Source organism: Longimicrobiaceae bacterium, assembly GCA_035696245.1.
Taxonomy (GTDB): domain Bacteria; phylum Gemmatimonadota; class Gemmatimonadetes; order Longimicrobiales; family Longimicrobiaceae; genus DASRQW01.
This window is the reverse complement of sequence record DASRQW010000029.1, coordinates 21,957-39,685: the sequence shown is the minus strand read 5'-3', so window position 1 is coordinate 39,685 and position 17,729 is coordinate 21,957. Positions and strand designations below refer to the sequence as shown.

Below are 17,729 nucleotides of genomic sequence, written 5' to 3'. Positions count from 1 at the left end.
CCCAGAACCTCGCCCTCCTTCGCAACATCGCCCTCACCCTCTACCGCCGCAAAGGCTTCCGCTCCCTCACCGCAGCCTTCCGTTCCTTTGCCCACGACATCCACTCACTCCTCAGTTTCCTCGAATGAAACAGCCCTGCCCCCGCAAGCGGGAGAGGGGAGAACTGCTTGCGGCAGCAAGTGGTTAGCTAGCCTGTAATCTTCTCCGCCGCTGTGGAATTGGCTCCCCCCCCAGCCAGTTTTTGGGGCTGGGGCCGTCCACCGCCATCAACTCACCGAGCCGGAACCTCGCCCCGCTTCCGCCTCTCCCTCCCGCGCCGATCCTCCGTACCGTCGGCGAGGAGCGGGGGCGGAGGGCGGTGGAGGCGGCGGACGAGCCAGCCGGCGGCGAAGAGGAACGCGGCGAACACGGCGCCCACGCACGTCTGCCAGAACAGGAACTTGAGGATGTGCGGGTCCAGCAGGCTCAGCGCGGCGTGGACGGCGCCGCCGCCCGTCTCGAAGGGCACCGTGGGGAAGACGGGGGCGATGGCGTACGATTCGGCGTGCGCGAAGGGCCACAGCAGCTCCACGTTGGTGGGGCCGCGCGCGTCCAGCAGGTCCACCACGAGGTGCGACCCGTAGGAGGTGCCCGCGATCAGCCCCCAGCGCCATCCGCCCATGAACCACGCGGCGAGGGCGACGACCACGGCGGCGGTGATGCTGTGTGTGAAGGTGCCGTGCAGCGTGCCCCCGCGGCCCGTTGCCAGGCCGACGACGATGTCCACGTCGGGCAGCGCGCCCAGCATGCCGGCGGCGAGCCAGACGTGCCAGCGCTTCGGCCCGGGCACCGCGGCCGAGACGAGGTCGCCGGTGCCCGCGCCGATGAGCATGTGGGTGGGGGGGAAGGACACTTGGCTCGGCTGCTGATGATTGGACCGTGAGGCGGACGCCGCGGGAGCGCGGCGGCTCTGCGCGTACCGTGCGGGCGGGGCGGAGTTCCCCGCGTACGCGTGAGCAAGCGGATGCGTGCGCCCGGCCGCAAACGCGAGCGCGCCCGCCGGGACGGGCGGGCGCGCTCGGTCGTGCTCGGCCGCGGGGGAGGTCAGGCTACCGCTTCGACCGTGGCGGGGGGAGCGGACTCGTCCACCCGGCGCAGCTTCTGGGTCAGGTCGGCGATCAGCACCTGCGTGAACGCCAGCGGGGCGGAGGGGATCGCATCTCCCGTCTCGTCCTCGTACATGCCGGCGGCCGCGTCGTCGTGCGTGTCGGGGAAGAGGTCGCGGGCCCAGCCGCGCACGTCGTCCACCGACAGCGACGGCTCCAGGTGCAGCACCAGCTCGCCGTCCGCATCCTCCCGCCGCAGCGCGCCGCCGAAGCGGGCCAGGGCGCCGTCGTTGCGCACCGCGTCGGCGGCGGCGCGGCGCAGGAGCAGCGACATTCGCACGTCCGAATCCGGCGCGTCCCACTCGGGGATTTCGTAGCGGACGACCAGGTCGGCGCGCTCGGCCTGCGGCAGCACGTACTGCTTGGCGTCCAGCAGGTGCTGGGCGATGTGCTTCAGCACCTCGGCCTCGGAGTAGCCGCGCGTCTTCACGTCGCGCCGCAGCTTCCAGCGGAAGAGCAGCTCCGGCTCCGGGTACAGGAAGACCGCCAGGTCGTACGCGGCCCGAAGCTCGTCGGTGGGGAAGCCCAGCAGCCCGCGCGCGATCACCACCTCGTTGGGGTCGAGCGTGCGGATGGGGGCGAACGAGCCGTCGGTGTGGTCGTACCGCCGGTTGCGGATGGGGCGCCCGCGCCGGAAGAGCTGCAGGTGCTCCTGCATGAGCCCCAGGTCGTGCACCGCCGGGTTCAGCGCGGTGAGCCCCAGCTCCAGCCGCTCGGCGCGCGTGTGCCGGTGGTAGTCGTCCAGCTCCAGCGAGGTCACCCGCTCGGGCCCGATGAGGGTGCGCACTCCGTTGGCGACGGTGCTCTTGCCGCTTCCCGAGTCCCCGATGATGGCCAGGACGAAGGGAAGGTGGCGCGTCGCGCCGTTTTCCTGAGCGTCGCTCATGGAGCGCACGAGGCGTGGCGCGGCCCGCGTGATGTGGCCATGAAGACCTCCTGCCAGATGGATGTGAGCGTCTATGATAGCGCGCTCCGCGCACCGGCGAAAGAACGGCGCGCCTGCCGGCCGCCGCATCTGCTACCGGGGGCGGGAGCAAATCGCCTGCCGGAACCTGCCGCCGTGTGGAAGGATCGGGGTGCGATGTCCGTCGTCCGAAGCGGGTTCTACACGGCTGGGGCGGGGATGATGCGCGGAGGGCCCCCTCCCCCAGCCCCTCCCCCAAAACTGCCTGGGGGAGGGGAGCTTGTTCCAGGTGGTGCTTGGATTCGGGGCGCGGCATGGCATCTACCAGGACGCGGGACCTCGTCGTTCACCCTTCCGGGTAGGACAACCGGTGCGGCTGGAACGTTGTCTCACGGATTACTTCCAACCCGCGTCGTGGCTCGAACTTTCAGGCCCCGGCTACGGTTCACCGCGGCGGCCGAAGCTTCGGGTTACGCGGTCACTTGCACTCCAGCCAGTTCTCGCCGATGCCGGTCTCCACGCGGAGGGGGACTTCGAGCTGGGCGGCGGATTCCATGCGCGAGCGCACCATCTCCAGCGTCTGCTCCTCCTCGCCGATGGGGGTTTCGAAGAGGAGTTCGTCGTGCACCTGGAGGAGCATGCGGGAGCGGCTGCCGCTGGCGGCCAGATCGTGCTGGATCTGGATCATGGCGATCTTGATCAGGTCGGCAGACGAGCCCTGGATGGGCGCGTTGGTGGCCGCCCGCTCGCCGAACGAGCGCACGTTGAAGTTGCGTGATGTGATCTCGGGGATGTAGCGGCGGCGCCCGGTCAGCGTCTCCACGTAGCCCTGCTTCCGCGCCAGCTCGATCTGCTCGTCCAGGTACGCGCGCACGCCGGGAAAGCGTACGAAGTAGGCGTCGATGAACTCCTTCCCCTCGCTCACCGGCATCCCCAGCTTGTTCGCCAGCGAGAACGCGCCGATGCCGTAGATGATGGCGAAGTTGACCGTCTTGGCCCGGTCGCGCATCTCGCGCGTCACGTCTGCCGCGGCGACGCCGAAGATGAGCGCCGCCGTCTGCCGGTGGATGTCCTCGCCCGCCCGGAAGGCTTCCACGAACGCCGGGTCCTTGGAGTAGTGCGCGAGGATGCGGAGCTCGATCTGCGAATAGTCTGCCGAGACGAAGCGGTAGCCCTCGCGGGGGATGAAGCCGCGCCGGATCTCGGCCCCCATCTCCGTGCGGATGGGGATGTTCTGGAGGTTCGGGTCGCTGCTCGCCAGGCGCCCGGTGGCCGCCACCGTCTGGTTGAACGACGTGTGGATGCGGCCCGTCTCCGGGTTCACCGTCTTGGGCAGCGTGTCCACGTACGTGCCCAGCAGCTTGTCGATCTGCCGGTACTGCATCAGCAATTCCGGGAGATGGTGTCCCTGCGCGGCGAGCGCCTGGAGCACCTCCACGTCGGTGGACGCGCCCGTCTTGGTGCGCTTGATCACCGGCAGGCCCATGCGCGTGAACAGCACCTCGCGCAGCTGCGGGTTGGACCCGATGTTGAACTCGCCGCCCGCCGCGTCGTAGATCTGCCCCTCGACCACGCCCAGCTGCCCGCGGAGCTGGCGGCCCATCTCGTAGAAGAACTGCTCGTCGATGCGGATGCCGTTCCACTCCATCTCGGCCAGCACCTCCACCAGCGGCATCTCGACGGTGCGGAAAAGCTCCACCAGCCGCAGCCGCTCCAGCTCGGGCGCGAACCGCTCCGCCAGGCACCACGCGATGTCCGAGTCCTCGCAGGCGTAGTCTCGCGCCGCCTCCAGCCCCACGTGCGCGAACGGGATCTGCGTCTTGCCCTTCCCGGCCACGTCCTCGTAGGCGATGGTGCGGTGGTCCAGGTGCTGGAGCGCCAGCGAGTCCAGCCCGTGCTCGCGGCGGCCCGGCTCCAGCAGGTAGCTGGCGACCATGGTGTCGAACCCGATGCCGCGCAGGTTCACGCCCGCGCGCCGGAAGACCAGGAAGTCGTACTTGAGGTTCTGCCCGATCTTCACCACCGACTCGTCCTCCAGCAGCGCGACCAGCGGCTCCATCTCGCGGGACAGCAGCTCGGGCAGGTTCACGATCTCGCCCTCGGCCGCCTCCCAGTCGGCCTCGGCGCCCTGCGGCGTGCTGCCCTCGCCTGCGTCCGCGTCCAGCAGCTCGCCCTGCGGCGGCTCCTCGACCTTGCGGCGGTGCGCGAAGGGCAGGTAGTACGCGGCCCCGTTCTCCAGCGCGACCGAGATGCCCACCAGGTCGGCGCGCATGGCATCGACGCTCGTGGTCTCCGTGTCTACCGACATGCGGCCGGCGCGGCGCACGCGCTCCACCATCTCGCGCACCTCATCCACCGTCTGGAGCAGGCGGTAGTCGGTGGCGCGGGCTGCGGAAGGCTCCTTCTCGGTGGGCGCGGCGTGGTCGCGGACCAGCGAGTGGAACTCCAGCTCCAGCAGGATCTCCTTGAGCCGGGCGCGGTCCGGCTCCTCGCGCTCCAGCGCCATCAGGTCCAGCTCGACGGGCAGGTCCGTGTGGATGGTCACCAGCCGCTTGGAGAGCAGCGCCAGCTCGCGGTTCTCCTCCAGCGACTCCTTGGCGCGCTTGCCCTTGATCTCGCCGGTGCGCGCCAGGATCTCCTCGATGGCGCCGAACTGCTCGATGAGCTGGATCGCCGTCTTCGGGCCGATGCCCTTCACGCCCGGCACGTTGTCGCTGGTGTCGCCGATGAGGCCCAGGTAGTCCACCACGTGGTTGGGCTGCACGCCCAGGCGCTCGTGCGCGTTGCGCGTGTCCACCCACTCCTCTTCCACCGCCGTCGGCCCGCCGCGGCCTGGGTTGAGCAGGCACACGCCGTCGCGGATCAGCTGGTAGAAGTCCTTGTCGCCGCTCACGATCACCGTCTCCAGCCCCGCATCTACCGCCTTGGCCGCCAGCGTGCCGATCACGTCGTCGGCCTCGTAGCCCGCCAGCTCCAGGACGGGGATGCGGAACGCCTCGATGATCTGGCGGACGCGGGGGATGGACGCCTCCAGCTCGGTCGGCATCTTCTCGCGCGTGGCCTTGTACTCGGGGTAGATGATGTGCCGGTCGCTGCTGCCCGCGTCGAACACCACGCCCAGGTAGTCCGGCTCGTGCTGCTCGATCACCTTGAGCAGGAAGCGCGTGACGCCCCACGCGGCAGACGTGTTCTCGCCGCGCGAGGAGATGAGCGGCCGCGAGATGAGCGCGAAGAAGGCGCGGTAGATCAGCGCGTAGCCGTCGATCAGGTACAGCCGGGGGCGGGTCTTCTCGGGCTTTTCCACGTCGGTCCTGGCATGCGTGTGTGCGGGTGCGCCCCGGAGCTTGGGGCGGCTGCCAATCTACGGACTCACGCGTGCGGGGGGAAAGAGACGCGGCGGCGGGCGGGACCGGGAGATGCGGTCCGGCGTTCGGCGAGAAGATCGGCTTCTGATCCAGAAGACGTCGGTGGATGACGCAAGAACGACGAGGGGCCGGCGCGCCGCCGGCCCCTCGTCTCGTCTCGCATGTGCCTCGCGCTTCGCCGCCGCGTCTCTGCCGATGCGGGGCGGTGGTGCGTGCCTCCGGGAAATGCCTACGCCGTGTTGTCCGTGGAGCAGCCGGCGGTGGGGCCGAAGCAGTCCTCGGCGACCCAGGTCATGCAGAAGCAGATCTGGTCGACCGTGTCGGCGTAGAGGATGGGGGTGAGCGCGACGGCAATAGAATCGATCGACCCGGCGGCGGCGGCCTGCGCGGTGCCCGGCGCGGGCTGGAACGAGGTGACGGCGAGGTCTGCGGTGTTCAGCTTCAGCTTGCTCATGGCGGCGCTCCGGGTCGGCGGGTGAGGGGATGGAGTGGCAGCGGCGGATCACGCGGTATCGTGCAGCCCGGCATCGTGCCCGCCGCGCCTCTTCGGGATGCGCGGCGGGCGCGCGGCGTTCCCGGCGCCTACGCCGCGTCGGACGTGGAGCAGCCGGCCGTGGGGCCGAAGCAGTCCTCCTTCACCCACGTCATGCAGAAGCACACCTGGTCCAGCGTGTCCTCCCCGCCAGACTGGATCGTTCCACCCGCGACCGCGGACGCGGTCGTTGCGGGCTCGAACGAGGTGATGGCCAGGTCCGCGACGTTCAGGCTCAGCTTGCTCATGGCGCGCTCCGGGTTGGCGGGCAAGGGAGAAAGGGACTCGACGGCGTCAGGTCACGCGGTCCGCGTGCAGCCCAGCTTGGTGCAGGTGTCGTCGGTCGGGCACATGTTGATGCACGTGTCCTCCCACGTGTTCGGGTCCGAGACGATGACCGTGATCGCCTGCGAGATGGCGATGTACGACACGTCGAACGACGTGACCTCCAGCTCGTTCGTATCCAGGCGATACTGGCGCATCGGGCTGCTCCTTTTAAGGCGGCAAATGTAGATGGAGGAGCCGTAATCTATTCATCCCCACCCTCCTATGCAACAACCGCTTCCGCGTGTTTCCGCATCGGCCGATGAGCCGGAACCTCTGCGGAGCGCGGCTCGATACGGGCGGGATCGACTCCGTACGTCGTTGCCGCTGGAAACACGAGCGGCGGGCCCGGAATCGGGACCGCCGCTTCGCTTCGCACATCCCACGAGTCACCCTCGCCAGCAGGTACTGCCCTACTCCGCGTCGGGATCAGTGCGCGGCGTCAGGGAGATGCCGGCGCCGTCATCACGTCCGCGGCTTCGGTGCTGTGGCGGTGGTGGAGGGTGTCGATGATGCGCTTGATCTCTTCGGTCTTCCCGTAGATGTACGCGCGGAAGTCGTCCGGGAAGTCGGCGATGGGCAGCTTCTTGATGTGCTCGGGATAGTACGGCGCGTTGGGCCGCGAGGTGTACAGGTTCCAGAGGATGGTGTTGCTGGTGAAGCGCGTGAACACCTCCGGCATCACCGGCCCGTCGATGAGGTGGGCCTTGGTCGCCAGGATCTTCACCATCTCCTCGTTGTTGGTCTGGAACCGCTTCACGATCGCGGCGTTGATCTCCTGGAACCGGCCGTCCAGCCACAGGTCGTAGAACTCCTCGTGCAGCTTCAGCGAGGCGTAGATGGGCCCGTAGAACTCCGCCAGCTGCTGCTTGCGGTACTCGAACTCGGACTGCGAGAGCCACAGGCCGCGCGACAGGCCCGTCTTGATGCTCTCCGCCGTCTCGGTGGTCCGCTGCACCTGGCGCAGCAGCTCGGCGAAGTCGTGCTTGGTCGCCAGGTTCTCGCCGCGCTTCTTCCCGTACGCCATCAGGTAGCCGCCGGCCAGGCCCACCAGTGCCGAGACGGCGAGCGCGATCCACGACAGCACCGTCCCCTGCGTGAGCCCGTGCGTGCTCGTCACGCGCACCAGCGAGTCGACCTGGGCGATCATGGGCAGCCCTCCGGGGAAGGTGGGACGAACGCCGGGCCAGCCTCCATTCGCGCCGCGCCGCGGAACCCAATCCTCTACCGATGCACTCTCGGGAGATGCGCGGCTGCCGCCATCCTCTGCATCCGCGGCTGCTCCTCGGCCGATCGCGTTCGGCGGATCAGGCTCGCGGCCGATCATCAGCCCCGCATCTCCCGACTGACACGCGTTCCGTCAGGCGCGACGGCTCAACGGGATGCGGGAGATGTGGAGCCGGTGACGGCCGGAGTGTCGCGGGTCCAGTAGTAGGCGACGCTGGTGCGCGGGTCGAGGGCCAGGTAGCCGTCGCCCGTGTCGTACACGAGCAGATGCTTGCCCTGCTTGGACGACATGGTGCCGTCGTTGAGCATCCACCACTTCGCCCAGCCGGGCCCGGCCACCGGCAGCCGCGACACCTGCGCGGTGTCCAGCTGGCGCAGCCCCGCCGTCATCGCGGGCACGTCTGCCGGTGCGTAGACGAAGCGGACCCAGCGGTGGCCGTTGTCCAGGTCGTGCTTCTCGTAGATGCCGCGCGCGGAGGGCGGCACCAGCTTGGGCAGCACGCCGCGGTCGAAGGCGCCCGCCCTCTGCGCGTCCGCATACGTCTCGTATTCGCTCCGCCCCTGCTCCAGGCCGCTGCACACGGCGGGGACCGCCGCCAGCACCACCACCGCGCCGATCACCAGCATCACGTTTCGCCGCTTGCGCTTCGCCTCTGCCGCGGAACCCGTCTCCGTCGTATCCATCACGCTCGCTCCGGTGTCGTCTCGTCCGCGTCCGGGCCCATCGCCCGGAACGCGGTGAACGTAACCGCTTACCCGCCCCTCCGGCAGGCCCGCACGCCGCGGCATCGTCCGGCCGGGCAGGCGCCACGAGTCCGGCGAGGGCCGCCGCACCTCCGCCGAATGCCGCGTTCGACGAGCGGAAAGACGGAGCGCGGGCCCACGCGACCCGGACGTGAGCGAACGGCTGCGGCAAGGCGGCTCGCCTGGTGTGCTGGTCTTGTCGGGAGGAAAGTTGCCGAGGTAAGTTCCTTCGCACGCCCTCGCGAATCCGGAGAACGCGCACACGCGTGCCCCCCATGCGAGCCGTGCTGCGGGTGCACGAAAGGCCGGGGAGTGGCCCTGAAAGGGCTGGAGCCCCGGCCGGTGGGCACCACCGACTACACGCGAGGTCGAGCCGGGGCTGGATGCCTACGTGCCGCGCGAGCCCGCCGCCGGAGGGGCCGGCACGCCGAGGTCATGGATAGTTGCGGGCAATCCCCCGAGTGGGAGCGGGGGACGTGCTGGTGGTGGACCCGGACCGGGCGGGAGAAGCGGGGTTGCCGCTGCGGCTGCCCGCCGCGGCCTTCCCGCCGGAGGTGCTGCGCGAGATGCGCTCGCTCAGCTTCCGCTTCGGCCCGCCCGCTGCCGCCCGGAGCGGCGGTGCAGATCGATCGCCTCCAGGGCGAGCTTCTCACCTTGGCCTGCTTCCCTGACGCGCAGGTAGCCACCGCCGTCGCCCGCGTTGCGCACGATGCGCAGCGCCGAGTCCAGCATGGCCTCCAGCCGCACGCGCTCCTCTTCCGAGAGCTGGGCGGGGATGGGCGCCGAGTCGCGGCTGGCGCCGGTGAGCAGCCAGTGGCCGTCCACCCCCAGCACCGTGGGAAGGCGCAGCATCACGCTGCCGCTGGGCAGGGTGCCGCGGTTGAACCAGTCGCTGACCGTGGCGTCGCGCACGTCCAGCCGGCGCGCCAGCTCGGTCTGCGTGAGGCCGTGCCCCACCATAGCCTGCCGCAGTCGCGTGCAGAACTCCGCGGACGGTTCCATTTTCGTAGCCGCTCAGTCAGTGAGGAGGGGGATGCCGGGAGGGGAAAAGGGCCGCGCGAGGACCGCGCGGAGGCTCCCCTCCCTGAGAATGCATCCCGCCGCGCCCCAGGGCAAGTGTCACGTACGGCGCACCGTTCCCCGCTTTGCGGCCCCCGCCGGCGCGCGGGACATCGATCCGCTGTGCGAAGGGCATGTTCCGCCGCGCCGTATCTCCCGTCCGCTCCCATTCGCCACCGTGCGGCGCAGCATGTTCCCGCCCGCCGGGCATTGCGGTTTCGCCCGGGCGGCGTATATAGCGTAGGCAGGCGTTCCGCCCCGCGCGGCTGCCACGCCGTGCCCGGCAGACACCCATCCCCCCTCGAGGTGAAGCGTGCCCCACCCGCCCGTCCGCCGTCCATCTCCCGAAGCGCCGTCGTCCTGCTGCCGTCCAACGCCATGGAGGCGGGCGTGAACGCGGCCGTGGGCCGCAACGTCGCGCGCAAGGACGGGGCGGAGAAGGTGAACGGTAGTGCGCGCTACGTGGACGACCTGGCGCTGCCGGGCATGCTGTACGGGCGCACCGTCCGCTCGACCGTGGCGAAGGGGCGCATCCGGTCCATCCGCTTCGACTTCGATACGGCGGGGTTCACGGTCGTGGACTGGCGCGACGTGCCGGGCCGCAACGTCGTCGCGCTCATCGAGGACGACCAGCCGTACCTGGTGGAGACTCAGGTGAACCACGCGGCCGAGCCCATCCTCCTTCTCGCCCACGAGGACCGCGACGCGCTGCTGGCCGCGCGCGTGGTGATCGAGTACGACGAGGAGGCGCCGGTGCTGGACCCGCTGGAGTCCACCGTGGTGCTCAAGAAGCTGGGGATCGAGAAGGGCGACCTGGAGGCGGGCTTCGCGGAGGCGGACGTGGTCGTGGAGGGCGAGTACCGCACGGGGCACCAGGAGCACGTCTACATCGAGACCAACGGGATGATCGCCGTGCCCGAGCCGGACGGCGGGATCACGCTGATGGGCTCGCTGCAGTGCCCGTACTACGTGCACAAGGCCATGAAGGTGCTGCTGGAGATGCCGGGCGAGAAGATCCGCATCGTGCAGACGGAGACGGGGGGCGGCTTCGGCGGCAAGGAGGAGTACCCGTCCATCCTGGCCGGCCACGCCGCGCTGCTCGCCCTCAAGGCCGGGCGGCCGGTGAAGATCGTGTACGACCGGGTGGAGGACATGGTGGCGACGACGAAGCGCCATCCCTCCGTCATCCGCCACAGGACCGGCGTGACGAGGGACGGGCGGCTGACGGCGATGGAGATCGACGTGCTGATGGACGGCGGCGCGTACGTCACGCTCAGCCCCGTGGTCCTCTCCCGCGGCGCCATCCACGCCGCCGGGCCGTACCGCTGCGACCACGTGCGCATCTCCGGGCGGGCGGTGATGACGAACACGCCGCCCAACGGCGCCTTCCGCGGCTTCGGCGCCCCGCAGACGCAGTTCGCGGTGGAGGTGCACATGGAGCGCATCGCCGAGGCGCTGGAGATGGACCCCGTGCGCCTGCGCGAGATCAACGCGCTCCGGCCGGGCGACACGACCGCGACGGGCCAGCTGATGCACGAGGACTGCGGCGCGCTGGAGACGCTGGCCGAGGCGGTGCGGCGCACGGACTTCCACCGCAAGCGCGAAGAATGGCGCGGGACGGGGAAGGGCATCGGCCTCTCGCTCTTCTTCCACGGCTCCGGCTTCACCGGCAGCGGCGAGGTGCACCTGGCGTCGAAAGCCTCGCTCGAGGCGACGGCAGGCGGCGTGCGCATCCTGGTCGGCAGCTCCGAGATCGGCCAGGGGACGCGGACGATGCACGCGCAGATCGTGGCCGACGCGCTGGGCGTGCCGTACGAGACGGTGGAGACGGCGCTGCCGGACACGTCCAAGGTGCCGGACAGCGGGCCTACCGTGGCATCGCGCACCTGCATGGTCGTGGGCCGCATCCTCCAGCGCTGCGCGGAGGAGATGCGGGCGACGATCGGCGACCGCACGCCGGCGGAGTGGTTCGCGGAGCGCGGGCCGCTGGTCGTGACCAAGGAGTACGAGGTGCCCACCGACGTGCGCTGGGACGACGCCATGTACCGCGGCGACGCGTACGCCACCTACGGCTGGGGCTGCAACGTGGCCGAGGTGGAGATGGACCCCGACACGTACGAGGTGCGCCCCATCGGCTTCACCGCGGTGGAGGACGTGGGGAAGGCCATCCACCCCATGCTGGTCGCGGGGCAGATCGAAGGCGGGTCGGCCCAGGGCCTGGGCTGGGCGCTCATGGAGAACGTGGTGATGCGCGGCGGCGTGATGCTGAACGCGCAGCTCACCAACTACGTCATCCCCACCACGCTGGACACGCCGCCCATGGACGTGGTCGTGCTGGAGAACCCGGGCAAGCACGGCCCGTACGGCGCCAAGGGCGTGGGCGAGATGCCCATCGACGGCCCCGCGCCGGCGGTGGTGAACGCCATCCGCCACTTGGGCCTGGACGTGCGCGAGATCCCCGCCGTGCCGGAGAAGGTGATGGCCGCTCCGCTGCTGGAGGCCGCATGCGTCTGAGGCTGAACGGCATGGAGGTGGAGGTCGACGCGCACCCGCTGAAGCGGCTGCTGGACGTGCTGCGCGAGGAGTGCGGGCTCACGGGCACCAAGGAAGGCTGCGGCGAGGGCGAGTGCGGCGCCTGCACGGTGCTGATGGACGGGCAACCCGTCGTCTCCTGCCTGGTGCCCTTCGCCCAGGCGGCGGGTGCGGAGCTGACGACCATCGAGGGGCTGGGCGGGGAGCATCCGCTGCAGCGGGCGTTCGCGGAGCATGGCGGCGCGCAGTGCGGCATCTGCACGCCGGGGATGATCCTCGCGGCGGCGGCGCTGGGGCCCAACCCCACGCTGGAGCAGGTGCGCACGGGCCTGGCGGGCAACCTCTGCCGGTGCACCGGCTACGAGGCCATCTACCGCTCCGTGCAGGCGGCGGGCGCATGAGGACGGCACTCTCCGACCTGAGCCTGCTGGAGCCGCGCACGCTGGACGAAGCGCTGGAGATGATGCGCGACGCGGCGCCGCTCACCCCGCTCGCAGGCTGTACCGACACGTACGTGACGCTCCACTTCGGCACCAACCCCGCGCGCCGCTTCATCGACGTGATGCGGCTGGAGGAGCTGCGGGGGATCGAGGCGGTGGATGGCGTGCTGCGCATCGGCGCGGCGGCCAGCTACACGCAGATCATCGCGCACCCGGAGGTGTGGGCGCGCATCCCCATGCTCGTGGCGGCGGCGCGCGAGGTGGGCGGCGTGCAGATCCAGAACCGCGGCACGCTGGGCGGCAACATCGCCAACGGCTCGCCCGCCGGCGACAGCCTGCCCGTGCTCGCGGCGGCCGAGGCGGTGGTCGTGCTGCGTAGCGCGGACGGCGAGCGGCGAGTGCCGTTCACGGGCTTCCACACCGGCTACCGCGCCTCCGTGCTGCGGCCGGACGAGCTGATCGTGGCGGTTGAGATCCCGCGGATCGACGGCGCGCAATGGTTCCGGAAGGTGGGGACGCGCGCCGCGCAGGCCATCAGCAAAGTGGTGATGGCCGCCGTGCGCGCACCGCAGCCGCGGATCGCGCTGGGGAGCGTGGCCGCCACCGTCGTCCGGCTGCCGCAGACCGAAGCCGCGCTCGCCGGCGGCGCGACGATCGAGGAGGCGCAGCGCGTCCTCGGTGACGAGATCCACCCCATCGACGACGTCCGCTCCACCGCCGAGTACCGCCGCCGCGTGTCCCAGAACCTCCTCGCCCGCTGGTGGGGCGAGACGGGGTGACGGGACGCGGGTTCGTGTGGCTGCGGGCGATCTTGGATGGGCTGCGCCCGGGAGGTATCTCTGCATCACAGCCCTCGCGGGCGGTCCCGGATCTGGGGTTCGGTTCGCGGGACCGCATCTCCATGCTGGAAGACCTGGCGGCCGGATTCTTTCGCGAGGTGCTGGAGCTGGATTACGACGACTGTGTCATCACCGACGAATCCTCCTTGTGGGACTTTCACGGGGAAAACGACAACGAGCCATACTTTCGGCGGATCGAGGAAGTCTATCACGTCGACGTGAGAGACATCGCATCGGGCAACCTGGCGGACATCCTGGAGCGGATCCAACCCGCGGAGCCGGCTCGCCCGGCGAGGTCCCGGGATGCTTTTGGTGGATGAGGTATCCTGGGTGCTTAGCTTGCCCTCTATGGGCGGCAGAGGTAGCTTTTCGTCAGCAGAAGCCCGCTCCCTTCGGGGAAACGGGTACACAGTTCCGGAGGGTTGTGCATCCTAGGGTGCACAACCCTTCGTTATTTCGGCGAGTTCGGCGCCTGCCTGGTTCCGTAGATCAGGTCAAAGCTCAACCGATCGAGAATGCGTCGGTGGAAGTGCCCCATCCCTGGATTCCGGCGGGAAGGGCGGATACACTGTCGTAGTGCGTTCCAGTACCCTCTCTCTGTTTGTCCCCGTCTCTCCACCGATCCAATCATGCGGCTTCTCTTCCGTTCGGCCTGCTCCGCGCTGCTGTCCGTGGGCTTGGCCGGCTGCCACGCATACGTGCCGGGCTCCACCAGCCGCATTCAGCCGCGCGATCGGGTGGTGATCGCCACGCGCGATGGGCGGCCGCTCCGTGTGGCGCATGCGGACGGCAGCGAGGCCGTGCCGGGCGCGATCGAGGTGCGCGGGCGCCTTGCGTATCTGCGCGGCGACACGGCTTGGCTCCGCGCCCCGCAGGTGCGCTCGCTGGACGGCGCGATGCCGCTCGCAGAGGCGGACTCTCTGCTCGGCGTGGTGGTGCCCATGCAGAGCCTGCGGGTGCGGCGCGTCAGCTCCACGCGCACGCTGCTGCTGGCGAGCGGCGTGGTGATCGTGGCCGCCGCCGCTGCTTTCGCCGCGTGGGTCGCAGCCCTGTCCACCCGCGTCGACTGACGTGACGAGCCGGGCCGGCGATCGGGATCGGGATGCGTCCTGGAATCGCCGCGGGTGCTGTCGTCCGTCATCCATCTACGTTCCGGAGAGCTCCGTGCGGCCCATCTTTCAGCGCTTCATCGCGATCCTGCTGGTCGCGCTCTCGGCAGGGTGCCATTCGTACGCGCTGGGCGGGCCAGGAGCGCCGATGCCCAGCGAGAACGTGGAGGTGAACCGGCGCGACGGGCCGCCGCTGCAGGTGTTCGCCGCCGACGGCAGCGCGATCGCCCCGGACGCCGTCCAAGTGCGCGGCAAGGTCGCGTACATGCGCGGCGACACGGCATGGCTGCGCGGGGCGGAGGTGCGCACCGCCGAGGGGCTTGTGTCCACCGATGGCGCGGGCAAGCTCATCGGGGTGGTGGTGCGCGATAGATACCGCGTGAAGCGGGTGAACGGCCGGCGCACGGCCGCGCTGACGGGCGGGATCGTGGTCGGTGCCCTGGTCGTCGCGACTGTCGCGCTTCTGCTGGCGGTCGCACACTTCGCGGCGGAATGACACGGATGGCCGGAGCGCGGAAGGAACTTGAGACGAGGACGCTCGCCGGACGCTTTCTCGCGCCGGCGGTGCGTGGGGCGGCTTTGGTCCTGGCGTTCGCGGCGTGCGGGCCCGCGTCGGGCCAGACGCACCCGCGCGTGCGGATCCACACGGACCTGGGCGACGTGACGGTGGAGGTGCTGGCGGACAAGGCACCCGTCACCGCGGCGAACTTCCTCCGCTACGTGGACGAGGGGCGGTACGCGGGCGCGGCCTTCTACCGCATCCGCAAGGACCCTGCGGTGCCGTTCCAGGGGACGACGGGCATCGTGCAGGGCGGGCAGTGGTACGGCGACTCCACGCGCCTGCTGCCGCCCATCCCCCTGGAGAGCACCAGGAAAACGGGGCTGAAGCACGTGGACGGGGCCGTGTCGATGGCGCGGTTCGGACCGCCCAACAGCGCGCGCTCGGAGTTCTTCGTCGTTCTCGGCGACCAGCCGTACCTGGACTGGCGCGACGAGACGCCGGACGGCCAGGGCTACGCGGTGTTCGGGCGGGTGGAGGACGGGATGGACGTGGTGCGCCGCATCCAGGGCCTCCCCGCCGAGGGCGAGCGCCTGCGGACCCCGGTGCGCATCCTCTCCATCACCCGGATGCGGTAGCTTTTCCCGTCGCGCGGGCTGCACCTCCACCATCCAGAACGGCGGGCTCACGCGGAGCCGCGGAGGGCGCGGAGAACGGCAGAGAAGCGGGTTGTTCTCCGCGACTCCGCGTCTCCGCGTGAGGTTCTTCGGTCGAACACGAGCGGATGGATCGGGATCTCGAGCGTACCAGGACAGGAGACGGGAGATGGGGATCACCGCGGCGGAACTGCTGGACCGGCTGGAGCGGGATGCGGACGCCGCGACTCGCGAGGCGGAGGCGCTGGCTGCGGGGCTCACGGACGCGCAGCTCGCGTGGCCGCCCGCGGAGGGCGCCTGGAGCATCGCCCAGTGCCTGGACCACCTGCGCGTCACCAACGAGCTCTACTTCGCGCCGCTGCGGTCCGCGCTCGCTGCTGCGCCGCCCGGCGCGCCGGAGGGCGAGTACCGGCCGCGCATGCTGGCGCGCTGGTTCATCCGCGCCGTCGGACCGCAGGGCAAGTCGCGGATGAAGGCGCCCCGGCGCTTCCGCCCGGATGCGGCGCCCGCACCCGCAGGTGCCGCGGAAGCTTTCGCCGCCTCGCAGCGAACCCTCGGCGACCTCATCGTCCAGGCGCGCGGGCGCGATCCGCAAAAGGTGAAGATCTCGTCGCCCGTGGCGCGCATCCTCCGCTTCACCGCCGCGGAGGCGCTGGAGCTGATGGTCGCCCACGAGCAGCGCCACCTCGCACAGGCCGCTCGCGTCCGCTCCCACCCCGCGTTCCCGCCAAGCCGACTCAGTTGACGCCAGCCCGCCACGACAGTATCTCCGAGGCGATGCGAGGCCGGGGAAGGCCAAACATCGCTGCGGACCGGTAGGGGCCGACCTGCGTGTCGGCCAGTGCTGCCGCAGCACGGCAAGTCGCCGGAGAGGTTCGCTGCGGAAGACGGGCGCGCACGCAGGTGCGCCCCCACCAAGCGGTTGAGGGCGCCACATCTCGGACGGCGGAGATCTGGTGGTTCATGCGAGACGGGAGATGCGCATCTCCCGTCTCGCAGGGTTACTTGCTGAGGAACTCGCCGACGGGGGCGAGGGTCTCGATGTGGTCGCAGCAGATCTTGAAGGTGGCCAGGAGGGGGACGGCGATGAAGACGCCGGCCACGCCCCACATCTCCCACCACAGCGCCAGGCCGATGAGGATGGCGACGGGGTTCAGCGTGAGGCGGCGGCCCATGACGGTGGGGGCCAGGAAGTTCGCCTGCACGAAGTTGACGAGCAGGTAGCAGGCGGGCACCAGCAGCGCGTGCCCCACCTTGTCGAACGTCGCCAGCCCGGCGATGGAGAGCACCGCCAGCATGGTCGCCGCGCCAACGTACGGCACGAACTCCAGCAGCCCGGCCAGCACGCCCCACAGCACCGGGTTGGGCATTCCCAGCGCCCACATGACCGCCGCGACGGCACAGCCCAGCACGGTGTTCAGCATCGCCAGCGTGAGCAGGTACGTGGATACCGACGCCTCCATCTGCCGCGCGATGCGCACCGCCGTCTTCTTGTCGTTCAGGTTGGGCAGGACGCCCACGAGCTTCTGGAGGAAGAGGTCGCCCGCCGCCAGCAGGAAGTAGAGGAGGATGATGACCTCGAGCGCCGACGTGACCAGCGTCTGCGTGGTGCCGAACAGGCGCTCGCCGAAGCTGGGGCCCTTCACCACCACCTCGGGCGTGCGCGTGGGCCCGGCGACGGCGTTGGTCGCCTTCTCCACCTGGTCGGCCGTGCGGCTCACCTGTGCCACGGGGCGGCCCAGCTTGCGCAGCTTGGTCACCGTGCTGGTGAAGCTCTGCGGGCCGCGCGAGATCCAGCTCTGCACCGGGTCGGCGAGCTGCCAGATGCCCAGCCCCAGCCCGCCCAGCAGCGCCAGCATGACCAGCGCGGCGCCCAGCGGCGAGGGGATGCGCAGCCGGTTCAGCGCGCGGATGGCCGGGCTGAGCAGGAAGTTGAAGAGCATGGCGAACACCACGGGCAGAAAGAACCCGCGGGCGAAGTACAGCGTGTAGAACACCGCCAGCACCACCAGGATGGTGAGGCCGATGTTGCGTACGCGCGGGCTGCGGCGCATGGCCTCGCCCAGCTTGCCGGTATCGGGCTCGGGCCCGCCGGGGGCGTTGGGCTCCGCGTCGGCCCGCGGATCCACGTCGGGCGTAAGCACGGAGTCTGGGCCGCGCAGCTTGTCGACGAAACCGTCGTCGTCGCCGGTGCCTCGGTTGCGATCGATGCTCATGCGTGTCCTGTGCGGTGGGGGCACGGCGGCCGAAAGCCGTGCGGTGCCTCGCCCACGAACATATCGTGCCGCAGCATCGCGCGCCCGGCCGGGCGGTGCGGCGCTGCCGCACATCAACCGAAATCACACTCGTTGAGG

The 17,729-nt window shown here is 70.3% G+C and carries 18 protein-coding genes; 8 read left to right on the top strand and 10 right to left on the bottom strand.

Annotation, left to right across the window (positions count from 1 at the left end; genetic code table 11):
* Positions 1-271: 271 nt before the first annotated feature.
* The 9 genes from VFE05_01285 to VFE05_01245 form a co-directional block, all read right to left on the bottom strand.
* The gene (locus VFE05_01285; GenBank protein HET6228677.1) at positions 272-892 is read right to left on the bottom strand and encodes a metal-dependent hydrolase; all 621 of its coding nucleotides are present in this window, start codon (positions 890-892) and stop codon (positions 272-274) included.
* Between the two features lie 191 nt (positions 893-1,083).
* Positions 1,084-2,031, bottom strand: coding sequence for a hypothetical protein (locus VFE05_01280; GenBank protein ID HET6228676.1), 948 nt, complete (start codon positions 2,029-2,031; stop codon positions 1,084-1,086).
* 496 nt (positions 2,032-2,527) lie between these two features.
* Complete coding sequence (gene polA / locus VFE05_01275; GenBank protein ID HET6228675.1) at positions 2,528-5,353, bottom strand: DNA polymerase I; 2,826 nt, start codon at positions 5,351-5,353, stop codon at positions 2,528-2,530.
* 290 nt (positions 5,354-5,643) lie between these two features.
* A complete protein-coding gene (locus VFE05_01270) occupies positions 5,644-5,868 on the bottom strand; it encodes a hypothetical protein (protein ID HET6228674.1) in 225 nt (74 codons plus the stop codon).
* A 128-nt stretch (positions 5,869-5,996) separates the two neighbouring features.
* Positions 5,997-6,194, bottom strand: coding sequence for a hypothetical protein (locus VFE05_01265; protein HET6228673.1), 198 nt, complete (start codon positions 6,192-6,194; stop codon positions 5,997-5,999).
* A gap of 51 nt (positions 6,195-6,245) precedes the next feature.
* Positions 6,246-6,428: a hypothetical protein gene (locus VFE05_01260; GenBank protein ID HET6228672.1), complete on the bottom strand. Its 183-nt coding sequence runs from the start codon at positions 6,426-6,428 to the stop codon at positions 6,246-6,248.
* A gap of 284 nt (positions 6,429-6,712) precedes the next feature.
* Positions 6,713-7,420 carry a hypothetical protein gene (locus VFE05_01255; GenBank protein ID HET6228671.1) on the bottom strand — a complete coding sequence of 236 codons (708 nt, stop codon included), beginning with the start codon at positions 7,418-7,420 and terminating at the stop codon, positions 6,713-6,715.
* Between the two features lie 224 nt (positions 7,421-7,644).
* Positions 7,645-8,184, bottom strand: a complete 540-nt coding sequence (locus tag VFE05_01250; protein HET6228670.1) for a hypothetical protein — start codon at positions 8,182-8,184, stop codon at positions 7,645-7,647.
* Between the two features lie 633 nt (positions 8,185-8,817).
* Positions 8,818-9,243 (bottom strand): helix-turn-helix transcriptional regulator, encoded by a 426-nt coding sequence (locus tag VFE05_01245; protein ID HET6228669.1) that lies wholly within the window; start codon positions 9,241-9,243, stop codon positions 8,818-8,820.
* Positions 9,244-9,606: 363 nt separating this feature from the next.
* Here VFE05_01245 and VFE05_01240 point away from each other — a divergent pair, with 363 nt between their 5' ends.
* From VFE05_01240 to VFE05_01205, 8 genes are all read left to right on the top strand, one after another.
* Complete coding sequence (locus VFE05_01240) at positions 9,607-11,814, top strand: xanthine dehydrogenase family protein molybdopterin-binding subunit (protein ID HET6228668.1); 2,208 nt, start codon at positions 9,607-9,609, stop codon at positions 11,812-11,814.
* Positions 11,805-12,233 (top strand): (2Fe-2S)-binding protein, encoded by a 429-nt coding sequence (locus VFE05_01235; protein ID HET6228667.1) that lies wholly within the window; start codon positions 11,805-11,807, stop codon positions 12,231-12,233. The genes VFE05_01240 and VFE05_01235 overlap by 10 nt, the downstream gene beginning before the upstream one ends.
* On the top strand, positions 12,230-13,051 hold the full coding sequence (locus tag VFE05_01230) for an FAD binding domain-containing protein (GenBank protein ID HET6228666.1): 822 nt from the start codon (positions 12,230-12,232) through the stop codon (positions 13,049-13,051). Before VFE05_01235 ends, VFE05_01230 begins: the two co-directional genes overlap by 4 nt.
* A 122-nt stretch (positions 13,052-13,173) precedes the next feature.
* A complete protein-coding gene (locus tag VFE05_01225; GenBank protein HET6228665.1) occupies positions 13,174-13,431 on the top strand; it encodes a hypothetical protein in 258 nt (85 codons plus the stop codon).
* A 309-nt stretch (positions 13,432-13,740) separates the two neighbouring features.
* Positions 13,741-14,181, top strand: coding sequence for a hypothetical protein (locus tag VFE05_01220; protein HET6228664.1), 441 nt, complete (start codon positions 13,741-13,743; stop codon positions 14,179-14,181).
* Between the two features lie 94 nt (positions 14,182-14,275).
* Positions 14,276-14,716, top strand: coding sequence for a hypothetical protein (locus VFE05_01215; GenBank protein HET6228663.1), 441 nt, complete (start codon positions 14,276-14,278; stop codon positions 14,714-14,716).
* A 137-nt stretch (positions 14,717-14,853) separates the two neighbouring features.
* Entirely contained in the window at positions 14,854-15,357 is a 504-nt protein-coding gene (locus tag VFE05_01210; GenBank protein ID HET6228662.1) for a peptidylprolyl isomerase, read from the top strand.
* Between the two features lie 187 nt (positions 15,358-15,544).
* Positions 15,545-16,120, top strand: a complete 576-nt coding sequence (locus VFE05_01205) for a DinB family protein (GenBank protein HET6228661.1) — start codon at positions 15,545-15,547, stop codon at positions 16,118-16,120.
* Between the two features lie 256 nt (positions 16,121-16,376).
* On the opposite strand, the gene VFE05_01200 is transcribed toward VFE05_01205, so the two are convergent.
* Positions 16,377-17,591: an AI-2E family transporter gene (locus VFE05_01200; protein ID HET6228660.1), complete on the bottom strand. Its 1,215-nt coding sequence runs from the start codon at positions 17,589-17,591 to the stop codon at positions 16,377-16,379.
* Positions 17,592-17,729: the final 138 nt, after the last annotated feature.

Coding starts and splice junctions, on each gene's coding strand:
- VFE05_01260 (HET6228672.1), bottom strand. CDS start 6,428: ATGCGCCAGTATCGCCTGGATACGAACGAGCTGGAGGTCACGTCGTTC.
- VFE05_01255 (HET6228671.1), bottom strand. CDS start 7,420: ATGATCGCCCAGGTCGACTCGCTGGTGCGCGTGACGAGCACGCACGGG.
- VFE05_01235 (HET6228667.1), top strand. CDS start 11,805: ATGCGTCTGAGGCTGAACGGCATGGAGGTGGAGGTCGACGCGCACCCG.
- VFE05_01245 (HET6228669.1), bottom strand. CDS start 9,243: ATGGAACCGTCCGCGGAGTTCTGCACGCGACTGCGGCAGGCTATGGTG.
- VFE05_01200 (HET6228660.1), bottom strand. CDS start 17,591: ATGAGCATCGATCGCAACCGAGGCACCGGCGACGACGACGGTTTCGTC.
- VFE05_01220 (HET6228664.1), top strand. CDS start 13,741: ATGCGGCTTCTCTTCCGTTCGGCCTGCTCCGCGCTGCTGTCCGTGGGC.
- VFE05_01230 (HET6228666.1), top strand. CDS start 12,230: ATGAGGACGGCACTCTCCGACCTGAGCCTGCTGGAGCCGCGCACGCTG.
- VFE05_01270 (HET6228674.1), bottom strand. CDS start 5,868: ATGAGCAAGCTGAAGCTGAACACCGCAGACCTCGCCGTCACCTCGTTC.
- VFE05_01225 (HET6228665.1), top strand. CDS start 13,174: ATGCTGGAAGACCTGGCGGCCGGATTCTTTCGCGAGGTGCTGGAGCTG.
- VFE05_01205 (HET6228661.1), top strand. CDS start 15,545: ATGGGGATCACCGCGGCGGAACTGCTGGACCGGCTGGAGCGGGATGCG.
- VFE05_01265 (HET6228673.1), bottom strand. CDS start 6,194: ATGAGCAAGCTGAGCCTGAACGTCGCGGACCTGGCCATCACCTCGTTC.
- VFE05_01280 (HET6228676.1), bottom strand. CDS start 2,031: ATGAGCGACGCTCAGGAAAACGGCGCGACGCGCCACCTTCCCTTCGTC.